The following is a 22,626-nucleotide window of genomic DNA, read 5'->3' as shown; positions in this document are numbered from 1 at the left end:
GCGGAATGTCCCGCGCCCCGCCCCGGAGTCCCCGATGTCCACGTCAACCCGCCCCCGGCTCGGCCCGCTGGTGTTCGCCTATGCGCTCGCCAGCTACGCCGTGTTCTTCGCGACCTTCCTGTACGCCATCGGCTTTGTCGGCAACCTGCTGGTGCCGCGCTCGATCGACTCGCCGGCGCTGGTGCCCCTGGGTGATGCGCTGCTGGTCAATCTTGGCCTGCTGGGCGCGTTCGCCGTGCAGCACAGCGTGATGGCCCGGCCGGCCTTCAAGCGCCGACTGGCGCGCGTGCTGCCGGCGGCGGCCGAACGATCCACCTACGTGCTGGCCTCGAGCCTGGCGCTGCTGGCGCTGTTCTGGTTCTGGCAGCCGATGGGCGGCGTCGTCTGGGACCTGCACGAACCTTTCGCCCGCGGCGCGTTGCTGGGCCTGTACGCCTTCGGCTGGGGCCTGGTGCTGGTGAGCACTTTCCTGATCAGCCACGCCGACCTGTTCGGCCTGCGCCAGGCCTGGCTGTACATGCGCGGTCGCCCCTGCCCGCCGCTGGCTTTCAACACGCCTGGCCTTTACCGGATGGTGCGGCACCCGCTCTACCTGGGTTGGCTGTTCGCCTTCTGGGCCACGCCGACCATGACCGTCGCGCACCTCGTGTTCGCACTGATGACGACCGCCTACATCGTGGTGGCGATCCAGTTCGAGGAAAACGACCTGCTGGCGGTCCACCCCGAATACGCCGACTACCGGCGTCGCGTGCCGATGCTCATCCCCGGCCCGGTGCGCAAAGCCCGTGCGGCCCAGGCCGCCACGCAGAACCTCCCCCACGACACCACGAGGACCACCCCATGAACGCCCTTGCCAAGGACATCGACTTCGCGCCGGCCCAGGCCGGCACCGACTCCGCACGTTACGCCCGCTGCATCGAGGCGTCCCGCCGCATCCGCTGGGAAATCGACCGCGATGTTTTCCAGGGTCGCGAATTCGACCTGTCCAACAAGTTCCTGCCCGACGGCCTGAGCCGGCTGGACCGTTCCAGCCTGGCCGATGAATCCGAGCGCCGGCTGATGAGCCAGGTGCAGGGCCGCACCTACGCCTACATCTTTGGCCTGGTCGAACGTTTCATCAACGCCAAGGTGCTCGAGATCGGCCAGCGCTACGTCCTGGGCGACCAGGTCAAGCTTGAAGCGCTGGTGCGCTTCAGCGACGAGGAGATCAAGCACCAGGAGATGTTCCGCCGCATCGAAACCATGATCGGCGGCATCATGCCGGCCGGCTACGAGTGCACCGCCAACCCGGACGACGTGGCGCGCGCCGTGCTCGGCAAGTCCACCTGGTCGGTGCTGGCGCTGACCCTGCACATCGAGCTGTTCACGCAGGTGCACTACAAGCAGTCGATCTCGCCCGACGCGGCGCTGTCGCCGCTGTACAAGGACGTTTTCCTGTTTCATTGGCGCGAAGAATCGCAGCACGCCATCCTCGACGAGCTCGAGCTGCGCCACGAACACGAACGCCTTGACGCCGCCGCGCGCGACGCCGCGGTCGACGACCTGATCGCCCTGGTCGGCGCCGTCGACGGCATCCTGCAGGCGCAGGCGCGCGCCGACGCCGACTATTTCTGCGCGATCGTGCCGCGCGTGGTCGCCGCCGACGAACAGGCCCGCATCGAACGCGAGACCTTGGCCGCCTATCGCTGGCAGTACATCGTTTCGGGCGTGCAGGACCCGCGCTTCCAGCAGGTGCTGGGCGAACTGCTCACCGATGCCCAGATGCAGCGCGTCGGCACCGCCCTGGAGCCGCTGTTCGCGGCCGTGGCCGAAGGGGACGCGAGTTGAACGCGCCGCTGGCCTCGGTGCTCGAAACGATTGGCCGCACTCCGGTGGTGCGGCTCGATCGCCTGGCGCCGCCCGGTGCGAGCCTTTACGCCAAGCTGGAGGCCGCCAACCCGGGCGGTTCGGTGAAGGACCGCATGGCCCTGGCCATGATCGAAGCCGCCGAGGCCAGCGGCGAGCTGCGCCCGGGGCAGACGGTGGTCGAAGCCAGCAGCGGCAACACCGGCATTGCCCTGGCGATGGTGTGTGCCGCCAAGGGTTATCCGCTGGTGATCGTGATGGCCGAGCAGTTCAGCGTCGAACGGCGGCGGCTGATGCGTTTTCTCGGCGCCCGCGTCGTGCTTACCCCGGCCCACCTCAAGGGCAGCGGCATGGTCGAAAAGGCCGGCGAACTGGCGCGGCGCCACGGCTGGTTCTGGCCGCAGCAGTTCGAAAACGAGGCCAATGCCGACGTGCATGCGCGCACGACCGCCGTGGAGATCCTGGCCAGCTTCGAAGGCCGGCGACTGGACTACGTGGTCCTGGGCACGGGCACCGGCGGCACGGCGCGGGGCCTGGCGCGGGTGCTGCGGCAGCAGCGGCCGGAAACCCGGCTGGTGCTTTGCGAGCCGGACAACGCACCGGTGCTGTCCGGCGGCCCGGCCGCGTTCCGGCCGCACCCGATGCAGGGCTGGACGCCCGACTTCGTGTCACACCACAGCGCGCGCCTGCTCGAAGAAGGTGGCGTGCACCAGGTGCTCGCGGTGTCGGGCGAGGCCGCCATCACCCAGGCCCACGCACTGGCGCGGCGCGAGGGCATCCTGGCCGGCATCACCAGCGGCGCCACCGTCGCCGGCGCGATGCAGCTGCTTGAGCAATCGCCGGACGCGCACGTGCTGGTGCTGCTGCCCGACACCGGCGAGCGTTACCTGAGCACGCCGCTGTTCGACGCCATCGACCAGGACATGGACGCCGCCGAATGGGACATCTCGCGTTCGTCGCCCTTCGCCCGCTTCGACCAGGCACCGGCCGCCGCACCTGCGCCGGCGCCGGCACCCACGCCGGCCGCCGACGAGCAGGCCCGGCAATTGCTGGCTGCGGCCATCAGCGACCCGGCTGCGCCACTGGTGGTCTATGGCCTGTCGTGGTGCGAATTCGGCTGGTCGGTGCGCAAGCTGTTCGACGCACTTGGCGCCGACTTCCGCTGGATCAACCTCGACGATCCGGAGCTGCTGGCCACCGACCTCGGCATCCGCCTGCGCGCGGCGCTTGAACAGCACACCGGCTGCCGCACCCTGCCCCAGGTGTTCCTGGGCGGCCAGTTCCTCGGCGGCTGTTCGGAAACCTTCGCGGCCAATGCGGACGGATCGCTGGCCGACCGCCTTGACGCCCTTGGCCATCCTCCGCGCCACCGCAGCATTCCCGATGCCGGGCAGATGCTTCCCGCCTGGCGGCAGAAAGCCGCGGCAAGCGCCGGGGGCTGACACTCGATGGACAAGGCCGCCTCTTCGAGCGACAGCCAGCCGTCTTCGGGGCCCGGCAGCAGCGGCTGGCTGACCTGCGGGGCCCCGGGGGGTTCGCCCTGGAAGCCCGGGCGGAAGTTCATCGGCAAGACCTCACCCGTTCCGGGCGCGGCGGCGAACACGTCTGCCGACGCTCAGCGGGCCGGCGGCAATGCACGCACCTGCGCGGCCAGCCGTGCAATGCGGGCAGGCATGTCGCCGTCCCGATACATGGCATCAAGCTGCGCCAGGTAGCGGGCCGCGGCGTCGGCGTCGCCGCGCCGTCGTGCCTGGCCGGCGAGCGCCAACAGCATGTCGGCGCGGTCCAGGCCGGTCAGCGCGCCGGCTTCGAGCCAGGCGGCCAGGGTCCGGGCGCCCTCCGGGTCGGCAGCTCCCTGCAGGGCCTGCGCCAGCAGGCGCAAGGACGCCACCCGGGCGCGCGCCTTGTGGTCGGCGTCCAGGCCTTCGCGGTCGTCGATGGCCTGCGCCTGCCCGAGCAATTCCAGCGCCGGCGCGGGCTGTGGCCGCGACAGCATCAGCCGCGCCATCGCCAGGCGGCGCAGGGTGGGCGCGGCATGGGCCGGCCACGCGGCGGGCTCGCCGAAGCCGGCCAGTCGTTGTTTCGCGAGCGTCTCGCAGGCGAGCAGCGCCGGCTCGTCGTCGGCCAGGGCATGCGCCTGGCACAGGAAGGAAAGCACCAGGAAGCTGCGGGGATTGTCCCGGCCCATGCCCGCTTCCACCACGGCGAGCGCTTCGCTCAGCGCCTCGATGGCCTCCTCGGGCTTGCCCAGCCACATCAGCATCGTGCCGTAGTTCGAAAGCACCGGCGCCAGGCGCGCGCTGTCGCCGTCCACGGAGGCACGGCGCAGCGCCAGCGCCTCGCGCAGCACGGGTTCGGCCTCGGCCATGTGGCCGCGGGCGCTCATCGACAGGCTGAGGTTGTTGAGCGGCGTCGCCAGGGCCGGGCTCTCGGGCGGGTAGACCCGGCGCATGGTGTCCACCACCTGCTGGTAGTGGCGCTGGGCCTGTTCGAGCTGGCCCAGGTCACTGGCGACGGCGCCCAGCGCCGTCAGCAGCGGCAGGTCGGCGATGCCGGGTTCGGGAATCATCGCCAGCGCCCGCTGCAGGTGCACGTGCGCTTCCTGCGTGCGGCCGGCGGCGCGCAGGGCCTGGCCCTGGTAGATCAGCAGGTGCGCCTGCCGCCGCGGGTCGGGCTCGAGCGTGGCGACGATGGCCTCGGCCCGGGCGAGCTCGGCCAGCGCCTGGTCGGTTTCCAGCAGCGACGTGGCCACGTTGCCCAGATACATGTGCACGTAGGCCAGCGCGGCGCGCGACTCGGCAAGCCCATCGTCCTCGAGCATGGCCCGGGCCTGGTTGAGCCAGTCCCGGGCCTCGGCGTACTGGCCGGTTTCCGATGCCAGCGCGCCCAGCAGCAGCAGGGTCCCGCCACGTTCCGCCGCCGGCAGGGCGTGGCGTTCGCCCAGTTCGTTGGCGGCCAGCAGCTGCGTGCGGCTTTGGGCGTAGTCGCCGGCGTGCAGTTGCACCCGTCCGATCAGGTGCAGCAGCTCGGCGGCAAGTCGCGGCTGGTCGGCGAACTCGGTATGCACGCGGTCGGCGCCGCGCGCGAGCACGCTGCGGGTGTCGGGCGAACGCCCGGCCTCGACCTCGGGGTCGGCCGATTCGAACAGTCCCACGAGGAAGTCCTTTACGGCCGTCGCGCGGGCTGCTTCGGCGCGTGCGCGCTCGGCCTGCCAGAGCGTGGCGCCCAGGCCCGAACCCAGGGCCAGGGTCAGCAACAGGCCGGCGACCACGCCGGCGCGGTGCCGGCGCAGGAAACAGCGCAGGCGATAGCCGGCGCCGGCGCCGCGGGCCTGCACGGGCCGGTCGCCGAGCCATGCCTTGAGGTCGCGCGCCAATGCGTCGGGGGAGCGGTAGCGGTCGTCGGGATCGGGGGCCAGGGCCTTGAGCACGATGGCATCGAGGTCGCCGCGAATATTGCGCGAGGCCAGGCGGCGCAGCGGTGCGTGCTCGCCTTCGTCTTGCAGGCAGGCGCGCGACGGCAGGGTCACCGGTTCGTCGTCTGGCTCGCCCTCGCGCGGGGGACGGCCGGTGAGCAGGCGGTAGATCAGCGCACCCAGGCCATAAACGTCCATGGCGGTGCTGGCCGGCGCCAGCCGGAACTGTTCGGGCGCGGCGTACTGGGGCGTCCAGGCGAGCATGCGGGTCAGGGTCATGCCGGCCTGGCGGCTTTCGAGCATGCCGCCGATGCCGAAATCGAGCAGGCGGACGTAACCCTCCTTGTCCACGAGCACGTTGCTGGGCTTTATGTCGCGGTGGATCACCAGGTTGCGGTGGGCGTAGGCCACCGCGTCGCAGACATCGAGCATCAGCGTGATGCGGGCGCCGACGCCCAGGCCACGCTCGTCGCACCAGGTGTCGATCGGGTCGCCGTCCACCAGCGGCATGGCCAGCCACGGCGTGCCGTCGTCGGCAACGCCGCAATCGACCAGGCTGGCGATGTGCGGATGTTCAAGCCGCGCCAGGATGGCCTGCTCGCGGCGGAAGCGGTTGGCGCCGCCGGCCACGAGTGCGCCCAGGGTCAGCAGCTTGATCGCGGCGACGCGGGTCTCGCCGCCTTCGCTGGTGTGGGCCCGGTAAACCACCGACATGCCGCCGCGGCCGATTTCCGCGTCCAGCTGCCAGCAGCCGATACGGCGCCCGTCCAGGCTTGCCTCGGGGCCCGCCGGGTCCAGCGGGCCATCGTCGCGGCCGTGCGCTTCGAGCAGCCGCCCGACCCGTTCGGCAAGGGCCGGCGCCAGGGCCATGGCCGCCAGCGCCGCGTCCCGCTCACCGGGCGACAGGTCCAGCAGCTGGTCCAGGACCTGGTCGGCCGCGCGCCACAGCGCCAGATCGTCGTCGCTCATCAGGCCAACTGTGCGTACAGGAACGCCCGGGCCCTTTCCCACTCGCGTTTGGTGGTGCGCAGGGAACAGCCCAGCAGTTCGGCGATTTCCTGGAACTCGAGCCCGGCGAAGAAGCGCAGCTCGACGACCTGTTTCTGGCGGGCGTTCACCTCGCCCAGGGTGTCCATGGCCTGGCTCACCTCGAGCAGGGCGGAATTACCCGGCAGGGCCAGCTCCGACAAGCTGTCGTCGAGGGTGACGGCCGCGGCCCCGCCACCGCGCTTGACCGCCAGGTCACGGCGCAGCTCGTCGATGGCGATGTGGCGCATGGCCTTGGCGGCGCAGGCGAAGAAGTGGGCGCGGTCGTTGATCGACAGGCCGTCGTTGCCGACCAGGCGCAGGTAGACCTCGTGCACCAGCACGGTGGGGCTCAGCGAGCCGCCTTCGCGCGCCACGCGGGCCTGGGCCAGGCGCCGGAGCTCGGGGTAGAGCGACTGGAACACGGCGTCCAGCGCCTGTTCGTCACCGTCTCCCGCGCGCCTGAGCAACTCCGTGATCTCGCTCATCCTCGCTCCCCCTGCCCTTATCCGGGGGCATCTTATATGCCACGTCGCCGCCAGGTGGCACTTCCCGGCCCCGAACGACGAAGACATGGACATGTCCGACGAGCGGCACCGACCCTTTCCATGAACCCACCCAAGCTCGACCCCTCCCCGACCCACCCCCTGGGCATCGACGACGCCGAACTCATCCGCCGGGCGGTGATGTTCGCCGGCACCACCTCGCCCGCCCCCGGCGCGCCGCGCTGGACGGTCGTGCGCGACCTGTTCCAGATCGGCGGCGGCTACGCGATACGCCTGTGCCGCCGGTTCGGCGTGGACCCGGACGAACCCCTGCGCAGCCGCTAGAGACCCAGCACCAGGTCGTCGGCGTCCACCCGGTCCAGGCGGATGCGGTTGGCGAACAGGGAGAAGGCCAGCATGCCGGCCAGGCCGTTGGCGCGCTGGACCCAGGGCGGCTGGTACAGGGGTTCGGCCAGTGCGCCGGCCTCGAACATGGGTTCAAGCGCGAACACGTCCTGCAGGGTCATCTTGCCGGCGAACAGCAGGCGGGTGAGCGGCAGCCGGCGGTGGCGCAGGCACCAGCGGAAGAAGGTGTGCACGCTGAGCAGGCCGTGCAGGTAGACGGTGTCCTTGGTGAAAGCCGCGCCGCCCGATGTCGGCACGCCGCGGAATACGCGCTGGGTGGAGGCGAAGCTGTCGGCTTCGGTCTGGCCGGCGTCCAGGAAATAGCGGAAGACCTCGATGAAATCGGCGCCGTGCATGGCCATGTGGATGGCGACGATGCGCAGGCTGATGCGCTTGAGCCGTTCGATGTCGATCGCGCCGGTCACCAGTTCGGCGAAGGTCGCCAGGCCTTCCTGGGTGGCCGTGACCCGCGGCGAGGTGCGCGCAAGCGACTTGAAGTGCGGCTGCTCGCGGCCGTTGAGGCCGGTGAGCGTGTGCACGAAGGCTTCGTGTTCCAGCAGCTGGTGCCGGTCGTATTCGCTGAAGGCCGTGCCGCTGCGCAGGCGGATGCGGGTGGGGCCGGCGGCGGCCTTGGCGATCAGGTCCGGGTCGAGTTCGACCGACACCCGGTGGTGCACGAAAAACGCATCCAGCGCGTGCTGCAGCTCCGCCTGCACGGTTTCCGCCGACAGCACGTAGTCGGCTTCGGCGGCGTGCAGCTCCTGGTCGAGTTCGTCGGCCACCTCGATGAAGTGGCGGGCGGCGTCGAGGTTGCTGGGCCCGTCGCCGGGCAGGATGTCACCCGGGCGTCCGAACAGGCGCACGGAGTGCTCGGTGACCGCCGGCGTGCCCACGGCCTCGAGCAACTGGGTGGCGACCGACCAGCTTTCGGCGGTGCGGCGAAGGTAGAGCCCCAGCGGCTCGTCGGCATCGGCGGCATCGGCGATCGCCGCCAGTTCGCCGCGGACGCCGGCCAGTTCGGGCCTGGCGTAGTCAACCTGCGGCAGCACCGCGCGGCCGCTGCGCCAGGCCGCCAGGAAATCCTGCTGCACCGTCTGCGGCCAGCTCACCGCCTGCAGCAGCCGGATGCCGCGCACCGCCGCCACCAGGCGCGCGTCGAGCGCGGCATGGTGGTCGAGCGTATTCGCGGAAAGGGGCATGGCTGAAAACCTGAAAGATTCTCTGGCCGGCAGATTGCGGGTTCGCCGGGGCCGCCGCTACTGTATCCCGGCGGCGACCGCCGCCAATGTCTCCGGGGGGAACCCATGCGACTCACCACGCTCGCCAGGCTCGGCCTGGTACTCCTGCTGGCCCTGCTTTCCAGCGCCTGCGCCACCAGCCGCGGCGAAATGGCGCTCGGCGTCCCGGGGGCCAAACAAACCTACGCCGAACCGACCGGCGACCGGGTCGCGGTCATCGAATGGGTGCGCGACCAGCGCGTTTTCGAGACCGACCCGCGCGACCCCAGCATCCCGTCGCTGAAGAAGGGCGGCGACTACGTGCTCGATGCCGAAGGTCGCAAGCGCGCGATCGCGCGCAAGCGCAACAGCTACGGCATGGCCCTGGGCGACATCCTGCTCGAAGGCGACGAGACGGTGGAAACGCTGACCCGCGACCTGGTCACCACCGGACTGCAGGAACGTGGCATCCGGGTCCTGCAAGCGGACGCGCAGGCGCCGGCGGACGCGATCCGGCTGCGCGTGGACATCAAGGAATTCTGGGCCTGGTTCAGCCCCGGCTTCTGGTCGGTGTCCATGGAGGCGAAACTGCGCATGGACTTCGAGGTCGTGGACCCGGTCGGCAACCGGCGATTCACCGTCTCGGCCTACGGCATCAACAAGGGCCAGAGCGGCCGCGAGGCCAACTGGCGACTCGCCTACGACCGCGCGTTCGAGGACTACCTGGTCAAGCAGCGCGACACCTTCCAGCGCGAGGGCCTGTAAGCCCGGCGGCCGCCTCCCTCAGCGGCGGCCGTACTTGTCCTTCAGGCGCTTGTTGAGCGCCTTGCCCATGACCCGGGCGTCGGCCTTGCGTTCGGCCTGGGAGGTCGCCGCGGCTTCCATCTCGTCGCGCAGCTTGGCGTAGTTGGCGTAGCGGGCTTCATCCAGGCGGCCGTCCTCGACGGCGGCCTGCACGGCGCAGCCGGGCTCGTTGACGTGGGCGCAGTCCCGGAAGCGGCAGTTGGCCGCCAGGGCCTCGACATCCTCGAAGGCGTCGGCCACGTCCTCGTCGCCGCTGAGTTTCACTTCCCGCATGCCCGGCGTGTCGATCAGGCAGCCGCCCTGGGGCAGCGGCAGCAGCACGCGTGCGGTGGTCGTGTGCCGGCCGCGCGAATCGTTCGAGCGCACGGCATTGGTCTTCATCTTTTCGCGGCCCAGCAGGGTGTTGGTCAGCGTGGACTTGCCGGCGCCCGAGCTCCCGACCAGCACCACCGTGCGGCCCGGGCCCAGGTAGGGATGCAGCGCGGCGGTGCTGTCCGGGTCCTTGGCGTTGACCGCATGGATGGGCACGCCCGAGTCGGCCACTTCGGCCAGCAGGTCGATGCAGTCCTCGACGATCTCGCACTGGTCGGCCTTGGTCAGCACCAGCACCGGGTCGGCGCCGCTGGCGCGGATGAGCACCAGGTAGCGCTCGATGCGGCGCGGGTTGAAGTCCTGGTCCAGTCCGACCACCACCAGCACATGATCAACATTCGCGGCGATCAGCTGCTGGCGGTGGTGTTCGCCGGCGGCACCCCGCTTGAGGATCGAACGCCGCGGCAGCAGGTCGACGATGGTCTTGCCGCTTTCATCCAGGGTGACCCAGTCGCCGACCGCGGCGCGCTGGTCGGGCGGAAAACGCGGCCGGGTCCAGGGCATGGGTGGCTGCACCTTCATCTGCATCTCGTCGGGACCGGTGGCCACGTCGTAGGCCGTGCGGTGCTGGCTGGCGACCCGCGCCAGCCGGCGGCCGGCGACGGCGGCCAGCGCCTCGCGGGCAGCGGCGTCGTCGGGCCAGCCGAGGGCACGCAGGGGGGCGAGGTCTTCTTCAAGGAGCTGCATTGGCGGCGATGATACGCCGGCCAACACGCCCTGCTCACTTTGCCGGGGCCATCCTGCCGCCATGGAAAACTTTGGCAAGTGGGTGTTGGTGCTGGCCGGCCTGGGCTTCCTGGGCTTCGGCGTGGCGATCACCGCCGCGCCGGCGGCCGTGCTGGGCGGCGTCGGCATCACCGGCAGCGCGGCCGGCGTGGTCGAACTGCGGGCCTTTTACGGCGGGCTGGAACTGGGCCTGGGTACTTTTCTGCTGGTTTGCGCCGCCCGGCCGGCCTGGCGCGAGCCGGGCCTGTGGTCGGTGGCCCTGGTCAATGGCGGCATCGCGGCCGCCCGCCTGCTGGGCATCGCGCTGAGCGGTGAGTTCACCGGCTTTTTCGCCGGCGCCCTGGTCTGGGAGCTGGGCTTCACCGTCGCCGCCATCCTGGCCCTGCGGCGGGGGCCGCGACCGGGCTGAGGGACCCGGCTGAAAGCACGTCAAGATTCCGTTAACCTCGGGCCCATTCCCCTGCCCGAGCCCGTTGCACCATGCCCCACAGCCCCATGCCGACCCGCGACAGCCTGCGCGAGGTCCGCTACGACATCCGCGGCGAACTTTCCCGCCGCGCCCGCGAACTCGAGGGCCAGGGCCGGCAGCTGATCCGGCTGAACATCGGCAATCCGGGCGCCTTCGGCTTCCGCGCCCCGGACCACCTGCAGCAGGCCCTGTCGGGCAACGTCGCCGACTCCGACGCCTACACCCACCAGCAGGGCCTGCCGCTGGCCCGCGAAGCCGTCGCCGCCGCCCACCGCGACCGCGGCACGCCCAACGCCTGCGCCGAACGCGTGTTCGTCGGCAACGGCGTCAGCGAACTCATCGACATGTCGCTGCGGGCGCTGCTCAATCCGGGCGACGAGGTGCTGCTGCCCTCGCCCGACTACCCGCTGTGGAGCGCCGCCACCATCCTCAACCAGGGCCGGCCGGTGTATTACCGCTGCGCGCCGGAGAACGGTTTCCTGCCCGACCCGGACGAACTCGAAAAACTGGTGACGCCGCGCACGCGCGCGCTGGTGGTCATCAACCCGAACAATCCCACCGGCGCCAATTACCCGCCGGCGCTGCTGCAGCGCCTGGTGGACATCGCCGCGCGCCACGGCCTGCTGCTGATGGCCGACGAGATCTACGACGGCATCACCTACGAGGACGCCTGCTTCACCGCGCTGGCGCCGCTGGCCGGCGACGTGCCCTGCCTGAGCTTCGGCGGGCTGTCCAAGGTCTGGCGCGCCTGCGGCTGGCGCGTGGGCTGGGCGGTGCTCTCGGGCGACCCGCTGCGCGTGGGCGACTTCCACCACGCCCTGGACCTGCTCAGCGCCATGCGCCTGTGCGCCAACGTGCCGGGCCAGTTCGCGGTGCCGGCGGCGCTGCAGGGGCCGGAAACCATCCGCGCCCTGACCGTGCCGGGCGGACGCCTGTACGAATCGCGCCAGGCCGTGATCGATGGCTGCGCGGCCAGCGAGCACCTGTCGGTCGTCGCGCCGATGGGTGCCTTGTATGCCTTCCCGCAGGTGGTCGGCCCGGCGGCCGACGGCTTCGACGACCAGGCCTTCGCGCTGGCGCTGCTGGAGAACGAGGACGTCCTGGTGGTGCCGGGCAGTGGCTTCAACGTGCCGGGCTCGCGCCACTTCCGCATCACCCTGCTGCCCGAGGCGCCGGTGGTGCGCGAGGTGTTCGAACGCATTGACCGGGTGCTGGCGGCGCGCGCGGGGCAGCGCAAGCGCCATGTCGCCTGAGGCTCCCGTCCCCCGCCCGCTGGGCTACCTGGCGCTGGGCGACTCCTACACCATCGGCGAATCGGTACCCGAAGCCGGGCGCTGGCCGATGCAGCTGGCCGCGGCGCTGCGCGAACGCGGGGTGCCGCTTGCCGACCCGCACATCATCGCCACCACCGGCTGGACCACCGACGAACTGTCGGCCGCCATGGACGCCGCCGAACCCCTGGGCCAGTGGGACTTCGCCAGCCTGCTGATCGGCGTCAACAACCAGTACCGGGGCCGGCCCGTGGACGACTACCGCGGCGAGTTCGCCGGCCTGCTCGACCGCACGATCCAGCTGGCCGGCGGCCGCGCCGACCGGGTGCTGGTGCTGTCGATCCCGGACTGGGGTGTCACCCCCTTCGGCCAGGCCAGTGGCCGCGACACCGCGTCCATCGCCAGCGACCTGGACGCCTACAACGCCGCCGCCGCCGCCGAATGCGTGGCCCGGGGCGTGGCGTTCGTGGACATCACCCCGGCCAGCCGGTCGCCCGGCAGCCAGCCCGACCGCATCGCCGCCGACGGCCTGCACCCCTCGGCCCGGGCCTACGCCGACTGGACGGCCCTGGCCCTGCCGTTCGCCCAGCGCCTGCTCGAACCCGTGTAGGAGCGCCTCCGGGCGCACGTCTTCCGGCCTCCGCGTTCGGCAAGCAAGGACGTCGCTCCCGGGTGTTCCTTCGGGTTCGTTCAGCGCATCGGGGTAGAATATCGGGGTTAATTTCCGGAGTTCCCCATGTCCCTCTCCCCCGATACCCGCGCGCGCATCGAACAGATCCTGGGCGCCAACCACGTCGTACTCTTCATGAAGGGCAGCCCCGACATGCCGCAGTGCGGTTTCTCGGCAAAGGCCGCGGGCATCCTGAAGGGGCTGGTGCCTTCGTTCGGCCACGTGGACGTGCTGTCGGACCCGGAGGTTCGCGAGGGCATCAAGGTGTTCGGCCAGTGGCCGACGATCCCGCAGCTGTATGTCGGCGGCGAACTGCTCGGCGGCAGCGACATCATCGAGCAGATGCTCAACAGCGGCGAACTGCACCAGATGCTGGGCCTGCCCGAGCCCGACCGCAGCCCGCCGGCGATTGAAATCACCCCGGCCGCGGCCGAAGCGATCAGCCGCGCGCTGGAAAACGCCGAAGACGGCACGGTGCTGCACCTGTCGGTGGATCCGCGCTTCAACGCCCGCTTCGAGCTCAAGGCCGCCAGCGGCGGCGAAGTGGTGACCGAAGCCGGCGGCATCCGCCTGCACCTGGACCTGGCCAGCGTGCCGCGTGCGCGCGGCCTGCGCATCGACTGGGTGGAAGACGCCCGCGGCGCCGGCCTGGCCATCCACAACCCGAACGCGCCGGCCGCCGTGAAGCCCATGGGCGTCCAGCAGCTGCACGACCACATCATCGCCGGCACCATCGACGTCATCGACGTGCGCCCGGCCGCGGAGCGCGCCCTGGCGCCCTTCCCGCACCCGCACGACGTGCTCGACGAGGACAGCCGCGAACGGCTCGAGGCCCTGCCCAAGGACCTGCCGCTGGCCTTCCTTTGCCACCACGGCAACTCCAGCCGCCAGGCGGCCGAATACTTCCGCGGCCTGGGTTTCCACGACCTCTACAACGTCGAAGGCGGCATCGACGCCTGGTCGGTCGAAATCGACCCGACGCTGCCGCGCTACTGACCGACGCGGGCGCGGGGAGCACCCCGACCCGCGCCTTCACGCAAGCGTTATTGGCAGGGTTAGAGCAATTGCGCTAACTTGTGGGTGCAACCAAACCCGCCCAACCGGGTCGTCCCCCCAAGGCAAGGGCGTGGTAGCACCCAGGAGACATGACATGCGCAATTGGCTGGTGGCGGTTCCCGCGACCCTGGTCCTCGTGGCCTGTGGCGGCGGCGCCGACAATGGCGGCCGCGGCAGCGACCGCAACGCCCTCGCGGCCCAGGCCTGCAAGGTGGCTGCCGAGGCACGGCTCGACGGAAAACTCTACGAACTCGACCTCGCGGCGCTCGGTGCCAGCATGAAGGACGTGCCCAACGGGGAGCAGTTCCTGACCGCGCCGATCGTCATCGAACCCGGCCTCACCTCCGAGGCCAAGCAGATCGTCGAATGCACGGTGCGCTTCTCCGAGGCCAAACCGCAGCCCGACGTCGTCGGTTTCGGGTTCAACTGGTAACCCACGGGCGCCGGTAGGCGGCGCCCCTACCCCGTTTTTCGCAGGACAGCCCAGGAAAAGGCCTGGCGGGAGCCCGCCGGCGTGTGGTGGTCTTCTTTCGCCTCGCCAACCAGGCTGAAGTCCGCGCCGAACAGGCTCGCCAGGTCTTCGGGCGAACGCCGGGCCACCACCAGTCCACTGCAGCGCTCCGGACCGTCGGGCGCGAATCCGCCGATGACCGCGTGGCCGCCCGGGGCCAGGCTGCGCCGCACCTGGGCGACATAAGCCGCCGCGTCAGCGGGGTTGACCAGGAAATGCAGCACGGCGCGGTCGTGCCAGAGGTCGTAGGCCGCCACGGGCAGGTCGGCCCGGGTGACGTCCGCCACCAGCCACTGCACGCGCGAGCCGCGGATGCCCAGGCGCTGGCGAGCCACGTCCAGCGCCTCGTCGGCCAGGTCGAGCACGGTGACCTGGCTGACCCCCCGGCCCAGCAGGTCGTCCACCAGCGTCGAAGCACCACCACCGACGTCGATGACCCGCGACTGCGGCGTCAGGCCCGCCTCTTCGAGCAGGCGCAGGGACATGTCCAGCCGCGGCCGGTACCAGCTGACCGTGTCGGCCGGCTTTTTCCGGTAGACGTCGCACCAGTGTGCGCTGCCGCCGGGGGAGTCGATCGGATCCATGGCCGGAGTCTACGTCCGGCCACGGACCCGGGACAGTCAGTCGAAGCGCAGGTGCTTGACCGATTTGCCGTGGCGGCGGATCAGGCGCAGGGCCTCGATGCCGATCTGGATGTGGCGCTCGACGAAGTGTTCGGTGACCTTGCGGTCGGACGCCTCGGTCTTGATGCCCTCGGGCACCATCGGCTGGTCGGACACCAGAAGCAGCGCGCCCGACGGGATCGAGTTGGCGAAGCCGGCCGAAAACACCGTGGCCGTTTCCATGTCGATGGCCATGCAGCGCAGCTTGCGCAGGTAGTCCTTGAACTCGGCGTCGTGCTCCCAGACCCGGCGGTTGGTGGTGTACACGGTGCCGGTCCAGTAGTCGTGGCCCAGGTCGCGGATCATCGTGGACACCGCGCGCTGCAGTGCGAAGGCCGGCAGCGCCGGCACTTCCGGGGGCAGGTAGTCGTTGCTGGTGCCTTCGCCGCGGATGGCGGCGATGGGCAGGATCAGGTCGCCGAGCTCGTTCTTGCGCTTGAGCCCGCCGCACTTGCCCAGGAACAGGCAGGCCTGCGGATTGATCGCTGAAAGCAGGTCCATCACCGTGGCGGCGTTGGCGCTGCCCATGCCGAAGTTGATCAGGGTGATGCCGTCGGCGGTGGCGCTGGGCATGGGCCGGTCCATGCCGACGATCTGCGCGCCGGTCATGCGCGCGAAGGTGCCCAGGTAGCCGCTGAAGTTGGTCAGCAGGATGTGTTGCCCGAACTCTTCCAGCGGTACGCCGGTGTAGCGGGGAAGCCAGTTGCTGACGATTTCGTTCTTGTCCTTCATGTTTTCATGGTCCTTGTCTTGTTCTTTTTATCCGTACTGCCGGACCATTGTGCCATGCAGGTGCTCCGTTGCCGGCTCACCGCACCGGGCAAAGCCGCGCCGCGCCGACCAGGGTTGCCCCACAGCCGGGCGCACACCTCCCAGCCACCGACCTGCCCGCCGGGACTTGCCGGCGGGGCCCGGCCGGCACACGATGTCGGCGTGGCGGGGAGCCACGGGGAGAAGGGACATGCCTGAGGTCAACATCTGGGCGGTGATCGCCGCCGCTGCGTCCGGTTTCGTACTGGGCGGCCTGTGGTACTCGCCGCTGCTGTTCGGCAAGGCCTGGCAGCGCGAGGCCGGCCTGAGCGACGAGGAACTGGCGAAGGGCAACATGGCGCTGATCTTCGGCGCGGCTTTCGTGCTGTGCCTGGTCGCCAGCTTCGTCTTCGCCATGTTCCTGGGGCCGCGGCCGTCGCTGGTGCTGGGCGTGGGTGCGGGATTCTCGGCGGGTTTGTGCTGGGTGGCGGCCAGCTTCGGCATCAATTACCTGTTCGAGCGCAAGAGCTTCACGCTCTTCGCCATCAACGGCGGCTACCACACGCTGCAGTTCACCCTGATCGGCCTGGTCCTGGGACTCTGGCCGCTGCCGCCCGTGGTCGGCTGACTCAGTTCGCGCCTGGCGGCACGTTGGCGTCCGCCACCACCATGTTGCGGCCCGAATCCTTGGCCGTGTACATGGCGCGGTCGGCGCGGTCGACCAGGGCGTCCAGGGCCTCTTCGGGCCCCAGGTGTTCGGCGGCGCCGACGCTGACGGTCAGTTCCACCACTTCTTCGCCCACGACCTGGCAACGTTTCTGCACCGAGGTGCGCACGCGTTCGCCGACCGCCAGGGCGTGGATGCGGCGCGCACCCGGCAGGGCCACGGCGAATTCCTCGCCGCCCAGCCGCCCCAGGATGTCGCCACCTCGCAGTTCGGCGGCGACGGTGTCGGCGACCGCCTTCAGGCAATCGTCGCCGACCTGGTGGCCCAGGCTGTCGTTGATCAGCTTGAACAGGTCGATGTCGAAGAACAGCACCGATAGCGGCCGGTTGTCCTGCTGGGTGTCCTCGGCGAGGCGCTCGAGGCGTGCGCGCCAGGCGCCGCGGTTGAGCACCCCGGTCAACGGGTCGCGCTCGGAGTCGGCTTTGACGCGGCTGGCTTCGGCCCGGGCGTGGTCGCGTTCGATCAGGAGGTGGCGCATGCCGCCGGACAGGCTGCGCACCAGCCACAGGCCCCAGCCCGCCACGGCGGCACCGGCCAGGGCCAGGATCCAGGGATAGGATCCCGCCAGGAAGACCGCCGCCAGCAGCAGCACCAGCGCCGCGCCCCCCTGCAGGGCCCAGCCTCCACGATGCCCGAGGCGGTCGCGCATGACGGCCCAGCAGGCCAGCATTGCCGCCGCCAGGCCCAGCGCCAGGCCCACCATCAGCCAGGCCGCGGACACGGCGGCGGGGCTGGAGGGCGTGGCAATAGCCGGCCCGGCCGAGCTCATTCCCAGCAGGAACACTGCCGGAAACACGGGGCCGGAACGGCGGGGGGCGGCGTTCATTGGCCTACTGTCCGGCAGCCGGGGGTCCAGCACAAGCAAGCCGGGGCGCGGGATATCGAAGCTGGGAGCCGGCTCACGCTTTCGGGGACCCATGACCTTCGGCCTAGGGGCCGGACCCGCGCTTGACCTAGCATCGGTCGTTTCGCCCCAGCTCCCGGAGCCCTTCATGACGCCTCGCCCGCTTGCCCTCGCCCTCGGCCTTGCCCTGGCCTGCACCGCCCCAGCCCAGGCCGCCGACAAGGACGAAAAAGACAAGTGGGACGTGCAGCGGGCACACGCCAAGGGCAAGACGGTCCGCTTCAGCACCGACGAGGGCACCTGGCTGGACCTGGACCTGAGCCCGGACGGCCGGCGCATCGTGTTTTCGATGCTTGGCGACATCTATGAGCTGCCCGCAGGCGGCGGCCAGGCCAGGCGCCTGACCAGCGGCCCGGCCTGGGACATCCAGCCGCGGTTTTCGCCCGACGGCAAGGAAGTGGCATTCACCTCCGACCGCGGCGGCGGCAACAACCTCTGGCGCATGAAGGCCGACGGCAGCGGCGCCACCCAGGTGTCGAAGGAAGATTTCCGCCTGCTCAACAGCCCCGCCTGGACGCCGGACGGCCAGTACCTGGTCGGCCGCAAGCACTTCACCTCGGGCCGTTCGCTGGGCGCGGGCGAGCTGTGGATGTTCCATCGCGACGGCGGCAGCGGACTGCAGCTGACCAAGCGCAAGAACGACCAGCAGGACCTGGGCGAGCCGGCGGTGTCGGCCGATGGCCGCTTCGTCTATTACTCCGAGGACGTCAGCCCGGGCGGCATGTTCCAGTACAACCGCAACGTGCACGGGACCATCTACGCGATCAAGCGCCTTGACCGCGAAACCGGCGAAACAGAAACCGTGGTCGCCGGCGCCGGCGGCGCGGTGCGCCCGCAGCCTTCGCCGGACGGCAAGCAGCTGGCCTTCGTCAAGCGCGTGCGCGACAAGTCGGTGCTGCACGTGATCGATCTTGATTCGGGCTTCGTGCGCCCGGTCTGGGATGGCCTGTCGCACGACCAGCAGGAAGCCTGGGCGATCTTCGGCCCCTATCCCGGCTTCGACTGGACGCCCGATTCCAAGGCCGTGGTGCTGTGGGCGCAGGGCAAGCTGTGGCAGGTGGACATGGCCAGCGGCAAGGCCGCCAACATCCCCTTCACCGCGCAGGTCGAGCAGAGCGTGCTTCCGGCGCTGCGTTTCGAACAAGACATCGAAGGCGACAGCTTCGCGCCGAAGATGATCCGCGACGTCGCCACCAGCCCCGACGGCAAGACCCTGGTATTCCACGCCGTTGGCCAGCTCTGGACCAAGTCGCTGCCGGGCGGCCAGCCCCGCCGGCTTCTCAACGATGATTCGCGCTTCGAGTACCAGCCCAGCTTCAGCCGCGACGGCCGCAAGTTGCTGTTCACCACCTGGTCGGACGCCGACCTGGGCGCGATCCACGAACTCGACCTGGCCAGCGGCCAGACCCGCAAGCTCAGCACCGAGCCGGGCTTCTATTACGGCCCGCGGTATTCGCCCGACGGATCGCGCGTGGTGTATTCGCGCCAGGGAGGCGGTGGCCTCACCGGCAGCCTGTGGAGCGGCAGCCGCGGCATTTTCGTAATGCCGGCCGCCGGCGGCGAGCCGGTGGAGATCGCCGGCAACGGCGCCGACCCGCAGTTCTCGGCCGACGGCGAACGGATTTATTTCCTGACCGGAGGCGGCCTCGAGAAGAAGCTGATGAGCGCCGGCCTGCACGGTGAACAGCCGCGCGAAGTATTCAGCCTCAAGTACGTGGACCACGTGGCGATCAGCCCGGACGGCAGGTCGGTGGCCTTCACCGAGCTGTTCAACGGCTACGTGGCGCCGCTGCCGGCCACCGGCGGCTCGATCGAGCTCAGCAAGGACACCAAGGCGCTTCCGGTCACCGCGCTGGGCACCGACATGGGCAGTTACCTGCACTGGGGCGCGGACTCGAACTCAGTGCACTGGATGGTCGGCGACCGCTACCACAGCCGCGCGCTGGCGGCCGGCAAGGCCGATGCCGGCGTGCCCGTCGGCCTGCGCATCGACAGCGACCGCCCGGACGACAGCTTCGCCCTGGTCGGCGGCCGCGTGGTGACCATGCGCGACGCCGACAACGCCGAGGAAGTGATCGAGGACGGCGTGGTGGTCGTGCGCGGCAACCGCATCGTGGCCGTGGGCAAGCGTGGCGAGGTGGCCATCCCGGCCGGCGCCCGCGAAGTGGACGTGGCCGGCAAGACCGTGTTCCCGGGCATCGTCGACGTGCACGCGCACGCCGCGCATTTCGGCCAGGGCGTGGTTCCGCAGAACAACTGGGCCTACGCCGCCAACCTGGCCTTTGGCATCACCACGATGCACGACCCGTCGGCGACCACCGAGTTCGTGTTCTCGCAATCCGAGCTGGTGAAGGCCGGCAAGATGGTCGGCCCGCGCGTATTCTCCACCGGCACCATCCTTTACGGCGCCGACGGCGACTTCAAGGCCAAGGTGGACTCGCTCGACGACGCCCGTTCGCACCTGCGACGCATGCAGGCCAACGGCGCGTTTTCGGTGAAGAGCTACAACCAGCCGCGCCGCGACCAGCGGCAGCAGATCAACCAGGCCGCGCGCGAGCTGGGCATGCTGGTGGTGGAGGAAGGCGGCAGCACCTTCCAGCACAACATGACCATGGTGGTCGACGGCGTGACCGGCATCGAGCACAACGTCCCGGTGGCGCCGCTCTACCGCGACGTGGTGGAACTGTGGCGCCAGACCGACGTCGGCAACACCCCGACCCTGGTGGTGAACTACGGCGGGCTCAACGGCGAGTACTACTGGTACGCCAAGGACAACCTGTGGGAGAACGAGCGCCTGAACCACTTCTTCCCCAAGGGTTCGCTGGACGAGAACACCATCCGCCGCCAGGGCGGCCCGGAGTGGGACTACTACCACGTCGAAGTCGCCAAGGCCGCCAAGGTGCTTCGCGATGCCGGCGTGCCGATCCTGGTCGGCGGCCACGGCCAGATGCAGGGCCTGGCCCCGCACTGGGAAATCTGGTCGCTCAACCAGGGCGGCTTCACGCCGTTCCAGGCGCTGCGCGCGGCCACCATCGACGGTGCCGGCTACCTGGGCCTGGACAAGGAAATCGGCTCGATCGAAACCGGCAAGCGCGCCGACCTGGTGGTGGTGGACGGCAACCCGCTCGAGGACATCCGCCACAGCGACGACACTGCGCTGGTGATGGTCAACGGCCGCCTGTTCAACGCCGCCGACCTGTCGGAGATTGGCGGCAAACAGCGCCCCGCTCCGGAATTCTTCTGGCAGCGCGGCGGTGCCGGCGTGCCCACCGGCGTTCATTACGGCCCGACGGTGCCCTGCCACTGCCCGAAATCGGACCCGCACCGACACTGACGCGCGCCCGGGCAGGCAACACGACACCCGGGGCCGGGGCCCGCCTGGCTTGACGGCCAGCGACCCAGGCAGCCTAATCGGGCCAGCCACCCGACCAGGAGCGGCCCGTCGTTGAACCGCACCGAACGCGACCGGGAAGTCAGCAGGAGCTCGGCCGGCGAACTGATTGCCTTGCGCGAACAGTTCGTCGACCGCCTCTGGCTCGGCATGGCCCTGGTCATCCTGCTCGCCGTTCCCATTTCGCTGGCGCGCGCCACCTCGACGGGCTGGCTGCCGCTGTATGGCTGGCACCTGGCGCTTGGCGTGGTGACGGTTTGCGTGGCGCTGGTCCGGCACCGCCTGCCGCTGGCGCTCAAGTCGGGCCTGTTCGTGGCGATGCTCTGGCTGGTTGGATTGCCCGGACTGATTACGCTGGGATTGGCGGCGGCGGGCGTGCTCTGGCTTGCGCTGAGCGCCCTCATCGCCAGCACTCTCTACTCCCCGCGCGCCAGCCTGCTGCTGGGCCTGGCCGCCGTGCTGGCCGTGGCCCTCTCGGGTGTCGCCTTCGTCGAGGGCTGGCTACCGCTGGACGTCGACCTGAACAAGTACGCCCGGGATACGGCGGCCTGGGGCAACCTGGTCTTGGGCACGGGCGCCTTCATCGTCGTCACCCTGTTCGCCTACGGCACCTACAACCGTTCTACGGCGCACCTGCTGCGGGAGATCGAGCGCAAGAACGAGCACATCGAGTACCTGGCGCTGCACGACGAACTGACCGGGCTGCCCAAGGCCCGCCTCGCCCGCGACCGCCTGGAAACGGCTATCGAATCGGCGAAACGCGATCGTCTTCGCGTTGCGGTGCTTGGCCTCGACCTCGATGGGTTCAAGCAGGTAAACGACAAGTTCGGGCATGCCGCGGGCGACGCCGTGCTGCGTGAGCTGGCCACGCGAATGAGGGCGGAGCTGCGGGGGCGCGATTCGGTCGCACGCATGGGCGGCGACGAATTCATGGCGCTGCTCGTTTCGGTCGATCCCGACGAATCGATCGACCCCGTGCTCTCGCGCCTTGTGCGTAGCCTGTGCCTGCCCGTGCGCTGGCAGGACAAGCCCCTGCAGGTGGGCGTGAGCATCGGCGTGGCGTTCTACCCGGCCGATGGCGGGGATCCGGAGACCCTGATGCGACGCGCGGACGAAGCCATGTACGTGGCCAAGCGCCAGGGAGGGCGTCGATTCGTCTACTGGACGCCCGACTAGATCACCCGCGCCGCGGCGACCGGCAGCGCGTCGAGTCGTTTCATCTCGGGCGTCTCCAGCACGCCCGGATCGCGCAGCCAGTCCTGGAACAGTTCGGTTGCATCTTCGCCCCAGAACAGCGCATCGCCAGCCACCAGCGTCGGCACGCCGAAGACCTTGTCGGCCAGGGCTGCCTGGAAGTTGTCCTGAAGGTCAGCCTTCACGTCGGGCGATGACAGGGCCGATTCCAGGTCGACCACGCCCAGCCGGCTGGCTACCGGGCGCAGGTCTTCGATGGATTCGCCGGCCCGGCCTTCCTGCCAGAGGTGGTCGAAGATCTGGTCGATGGCTTCGGGCGTGCCGCCGGCGGCGATGCACAGGCGCAGCGCGTTCAGGGGATTGAACGGATGCGCCGGCGGGAAGTTGAGCGCGATGCCCTTGCGCCCGGCTCGCCACTGCACGTGGCGGTAGGTGAACCGGCGCTTGGACGGGATTTCCGCCGGCCCTTTGTGGCCATGATGATTCAACAGGCCCGCAAGCAGGATCGGGCGGCATTCGACGCGACAGGTGCCAAAGCGCTTCACGTCCTGCCACTGCAGGTAGGCGAAGGGCGAGATGAAGTCGAAATACCAGGTGACCTTGGGTCCGGACATGGCGTGCCTGCTTCGTGGACGACCGGCCCCGAGTCTAAGGCCAGCGGGCACTGCCCGCGCGGGCCGCCCGCTGTTAGTCTGCAGGCCTCCGGACCCAACCCCTGCCGCCACC

General features: G+C 70.1%; 21 protein-coding genes and 1 pseudogene. 14 read left to right on the top strand and 8 right to left on the bottom strand.

The window, feature by feature from the left end; translation table 11 throughout:
- The first annotated feature begins 34 nt into the window (after window positions 1-34).
- The 4 genes and pseudogenes from mddA (at window position 35) to ACYVJH_RS00365 (ending at window position 3,287) form a co-directional block, all read left to right on the top strand.
- A complete protein-coding gene (gene mddA, locus ACYVJH_RS00380) occupies window positions 35-844 on the top strand; it encodes a methanethiol S-methyltransferase (RefSeq protein WP_460452698.1) in 810 nt (269 codons plus the stop codon).
- On the top strand, window positions 841-1,827 hold the full coding sequence (locus ACYVJH_RS00375; RefSeq protein WP_460452697.1) for a hypothetical protein: 987 nt from the start codon (window positions 841-843) through the stop codon (window positions 1,825-1,827). Before mddA ends, ACYVJH_RS00375 begins: the two co-directional genes overlap by 4 nt.
- Window positions 1,828-1,835: 8 nt before the next feature.
- Window positions 1,836-2,774: pseudogene (locus tag ACYVJH_RS00370) on the top strand (PLP-dependent cysteine synthase family protein); the annotation flags it as partial.
- Window positions 2,769-3,287 (top strand): glutaredoxin domain-containing protein, encoded by a 519-nt coding sequence (locus tag ACYVJH_RS00365; protein ID WP_460452754.1) that lies wholly within the window; start codon window positions 2,769-2,771, stop codon window positions 3,285-3,287. The pseudogene ACYVJH_RS00370 and the gene ACYVJH_RS00365, both read left to right, overlap by 6 nt.
- A 173-nt stretch (window positions 3,288-3,460) precedes the next feature.
- On the opposite strand, the gene ACYVJH_RS00360 is transcribed toward ACYVJH_RS00365, so the two are convergent.
- Window positions 3,461-6,229 (bottom strand): serine/threonine-protein kinase, encoded by a 2,769-nt coding sequence (locus tag ACYVJH_RS00360; protein ID WP_460452696.1) that lies wholly within the window; start codon window positions 6,227-6,229, stop codon window positions 3,461-3,463.
- On the bottom strand, window positions 6,229-6,774 hold the full coding sequence (locus ACYVJH_RS00355; protein ID WP_188664150.1) for an ECF-type sigma factor: 546 nt from the start codon (window positions 6,772-6,774) through the stop codon (window positions 6,229-6,231). Before ACYVJH_RS00355 ends, ACYVJH_RS00360 begins: the two co-directional genes overlap by 1 nt.
- A gap of 120 nt (window positions 6,775-6,894) precedes the next feature.
- Here ACYVJH_RS00355 and ACYVJH_RS00350 point away from each other — a divergent pair, with 120 nt between their 5' ends.
- A complete protein-coding gene (locus ACYVJH_RS00350) occupies window positions 6,895-7,116 on the top strand; it encodes a hypothetical protein (protein WP_460452695.1) in 222 nt (73 codons plus the stop codon).
- Here ACYVJH_RS00350 and ACYVJH_RS00345 read toward each other — a convergent pair.
- Window positions 7,113-8,375 (bottom strand): flavohemoglobin expression-modulating QEGLA motif protein, encoded by a 1,263-nt coding sequence (locus ACYVJH_RS00345; protein ID WP_460452694.1) that lies wholly within the window; start codon window positions 8,373-8,375, stop codon window positions 7,113-7,115. The two genes, ACYVJH_RS00350 and ACYVJH_RS00345, sit on opposite strands and share 4 nt — an antisense overlap.
- Before the next feature lie 105 nt (window positions 8,376-8,480).
- On the opposite strand from ACYVJH_RS00345, the gene ACYVJH_RS00340 reads away from it, so the two are divergent.
- Window positions 8,481-9,158 carry a hypothetical protein gene (locus ACYVJH_RS00340; RefSeq protein ID WP_460452693.1) on the top strand — a complete coding sequence of 226 codons (678 nt, stop codon included), beginning with the start codon at window positions 8,481-8,483 and terminating at the stop codon, window positions 9,156-9,158.
- 18 nt (window positions 9,159-9,176) lie between these two features.
- Here the strand turns inward: ACYVJH_RS00340 and rsgA are convergent, their stop codons facing one another.
- Window positions 9,177-10,256, bottom strand: coding sequence for a ribosome small subunit-dependent GTPase A (gene rsgA, locus ACYVJH_RS00335; RefSeq protein ID WP_460452692.1), 1,080 nt, complete (start codon window positions 10,254-10,256; stop codon window positions 9,177-9,179).
- Window positions 10,257-10,317: 61 nt separating this feature from the next.
- Here rsgA and ACYVJH_RS00330 point away from each other — a divergent pair, with 61 nt between their 5' ends.
- From ACYVJH_RS00330 to ACYVJH_RS00310, 5 genes are all read left to right on the top strand, one after another.
- Window positions 10,318-10,704 carry a DUF4345 family protein gene (locus ACYVJH_RS00330; protein ID WP_460452691.1) on the top strand — a complete coding sequence of 129 codons (387 nt, stop codon included), beginning with the start codon at window positions 10,318-10,320 and terminating at the stop codon, window positions 10,702-10,704.
- 71 nt (window positions 10,705-10,775) lie between these two features.
- Entirely contained in the window at window positions 10,776-12,017 is a 1,242-nt protein-coding gene (locus tag ACYVJH_RS00325; protein WP_460452690.1) for an aminotransferase class I/II-fold pyridoxal phosphate-dependent enzyme, read from the top strand.
- Window positions 12,007-12,645, top strand: coding sequence for an SGNH/GDSL hydrolase family protein (locus ACYVJH_RS00320; RefSeq protein ID WP_460452689.1), 639 nt, complete (start codon window positions 12,007-12,009; stop codon window positions 12,643-12,645). The genes ACYVJH_RS00325 and ACYVJH_RS00320 overlap by 11 nt, the downstream gene beginning before the upstream one ends.
- 126 nt (window positions 12,646-12,771) lie before the next feature.
- Window positions 12,772-13,701 carry a Grx4 family monothiol glutaredoxin gene (grxD, locus tag ACYVJH_RS00315; protein WP_460452688.1) on the top strand — a complete coding sequence of 310 codons (930 nt, stop codon included), beginning with the start codon at window positions 12,772-12,774 and terminating at the stop codon, window positions 13,699-13,701.
- Window positions 13,702-13,855: 154 nt separating this feature from the next.
- A complete protein-coding gene (locus tag ACYVJH_RS00310) occupies window positions 13,856-14,194 on the top strand; it encodes a hypothetical protein (RefSeq protein ID WP_460452687.1) in 339 nt (112 codons plus the stop codon).
- Window positions 14,195-14,220: 26 nt separating this feature from the next.
- On the opposite strand, the gene ACYVJH_RS00305 is transcribed toward ACYVJH_RS00310, so the two are convergent.
- Both ACYVJH_RS00305 and ACYVJH_RS00300 read right to left on the bottom strand, forming a co-directional pair.
- A complete protein-coding gene (locus ACYVJH_RS00305) occupies window positions 14,221-14,856 on the bottom strand; it encodes a class I SAM-dependent methyltransferase (protein WP_460452686.1) in 636 nt (211 codons plus the stop codon).
- Between the two features lie 36 nt (window positions 14,857-14,892).
- On the bottom strand, window positions 14,893-15,666 hold the full coding sequence (locus ACYVJH_RS00300) for an AMP nucleosidase (RefSeq protein WP_460452685.1): 774 nt from the start codon (window positions 15,664-15,666) through the stop codon (window positions 14,893-14,895).
- A gap of 229 nt (window positions 15,667-15,895) precedes the next feature.
- Between ACYVJH_RS00300 and ACYVJH_RS00295 the strand changes: the two genes are divergently transcribed.
- Window positions 15,896-16,312 carry a DUF1761 domain-containing protein gene (locus tag ACYVJH_RS00295; RefSeq protein WP_460452684.1) on the top strand — a complete coding sequence of 139 codons (417 nt, stop codon included), beginning with the start codon at window positions 15,896-15,898 and terminating at the stop codon, window positions 16,310-16,312.
- A 1-nt stretch (window position 16,313) separates the two neighbouring features.
- On the opposite strand, the gene ACYVJH_RS00290 is transcribed toward ACYVJH_RS00295, so the two are convergent.
- Window positions 16,314-17,237 (bottom strand): GGDEF domain-containing protein, encoded by a 924-nt coding sequence (locus tag ACYVJH_RS00290; RefSeq protein WP_460452683.1) that lies wholly within the window; start codon window positions 17,235-17,237, stop codon window positions 16,314-16,316.
- Between the two features lie 166 nt (window positions 17,238-17,403).
- On the opposite strand from ACYVJH_RS00290, the gene ACYVJH_RS00285 reads away from it, so the two are divergent.
- Both ACYVJH_RS00285 and ACYVJH_RS00280 read left to right on the top strand, forming a co-directional pair.
- Entirely contained in the window at window positions 17,404-20,649 is a 3,246-nt protein-coding gene (locus tag ACYVJH_RS00285) for an amidohydrolase family protein (protein WP_460452682.1), read from the top strand.
- Between the two features lie 111 nt (window positions 20,650-20,760).
- Window positions 20,761-21,882 carry a diguanylate cyclase domain-containing protein gene (locus ACYVJH_RS00280; protein WP_460452681.1) on the top strand — a complete coding sequence of 374 codons (1,122 nt, stop codon included), beginning with the start codon at window positions 20,761-20,763 and terminating at the stop codon, window positions 21,880-21,882.
- Here ACYVJH_RS00280 and ACYVJH_RS00275 read toward each other — a convergent pair.
- Window positions 21,879-22,514, bottom strand: coding sequence for a DsbA family protein (locus tag ACYVJH_RS00275; RefSeq protein ID WP_460452680.1), 636 nt, complete (start codon window positions 22,512-22,514; stop codon window positions 21,879-21,881). The genes ACYVJH_RS00280 and ACYVJH_RS00275 overlap by 4 nt on opposite strands.
- Window positions 22,515-22,626: the final 112 nt, after the last annotated feature.

It is taken from the genome of Arenimonas aestuarii (assembly GCF_054781715.1).
This window is presented reverse-complemented; position numbering and strand designations above follow the sequence as displayed.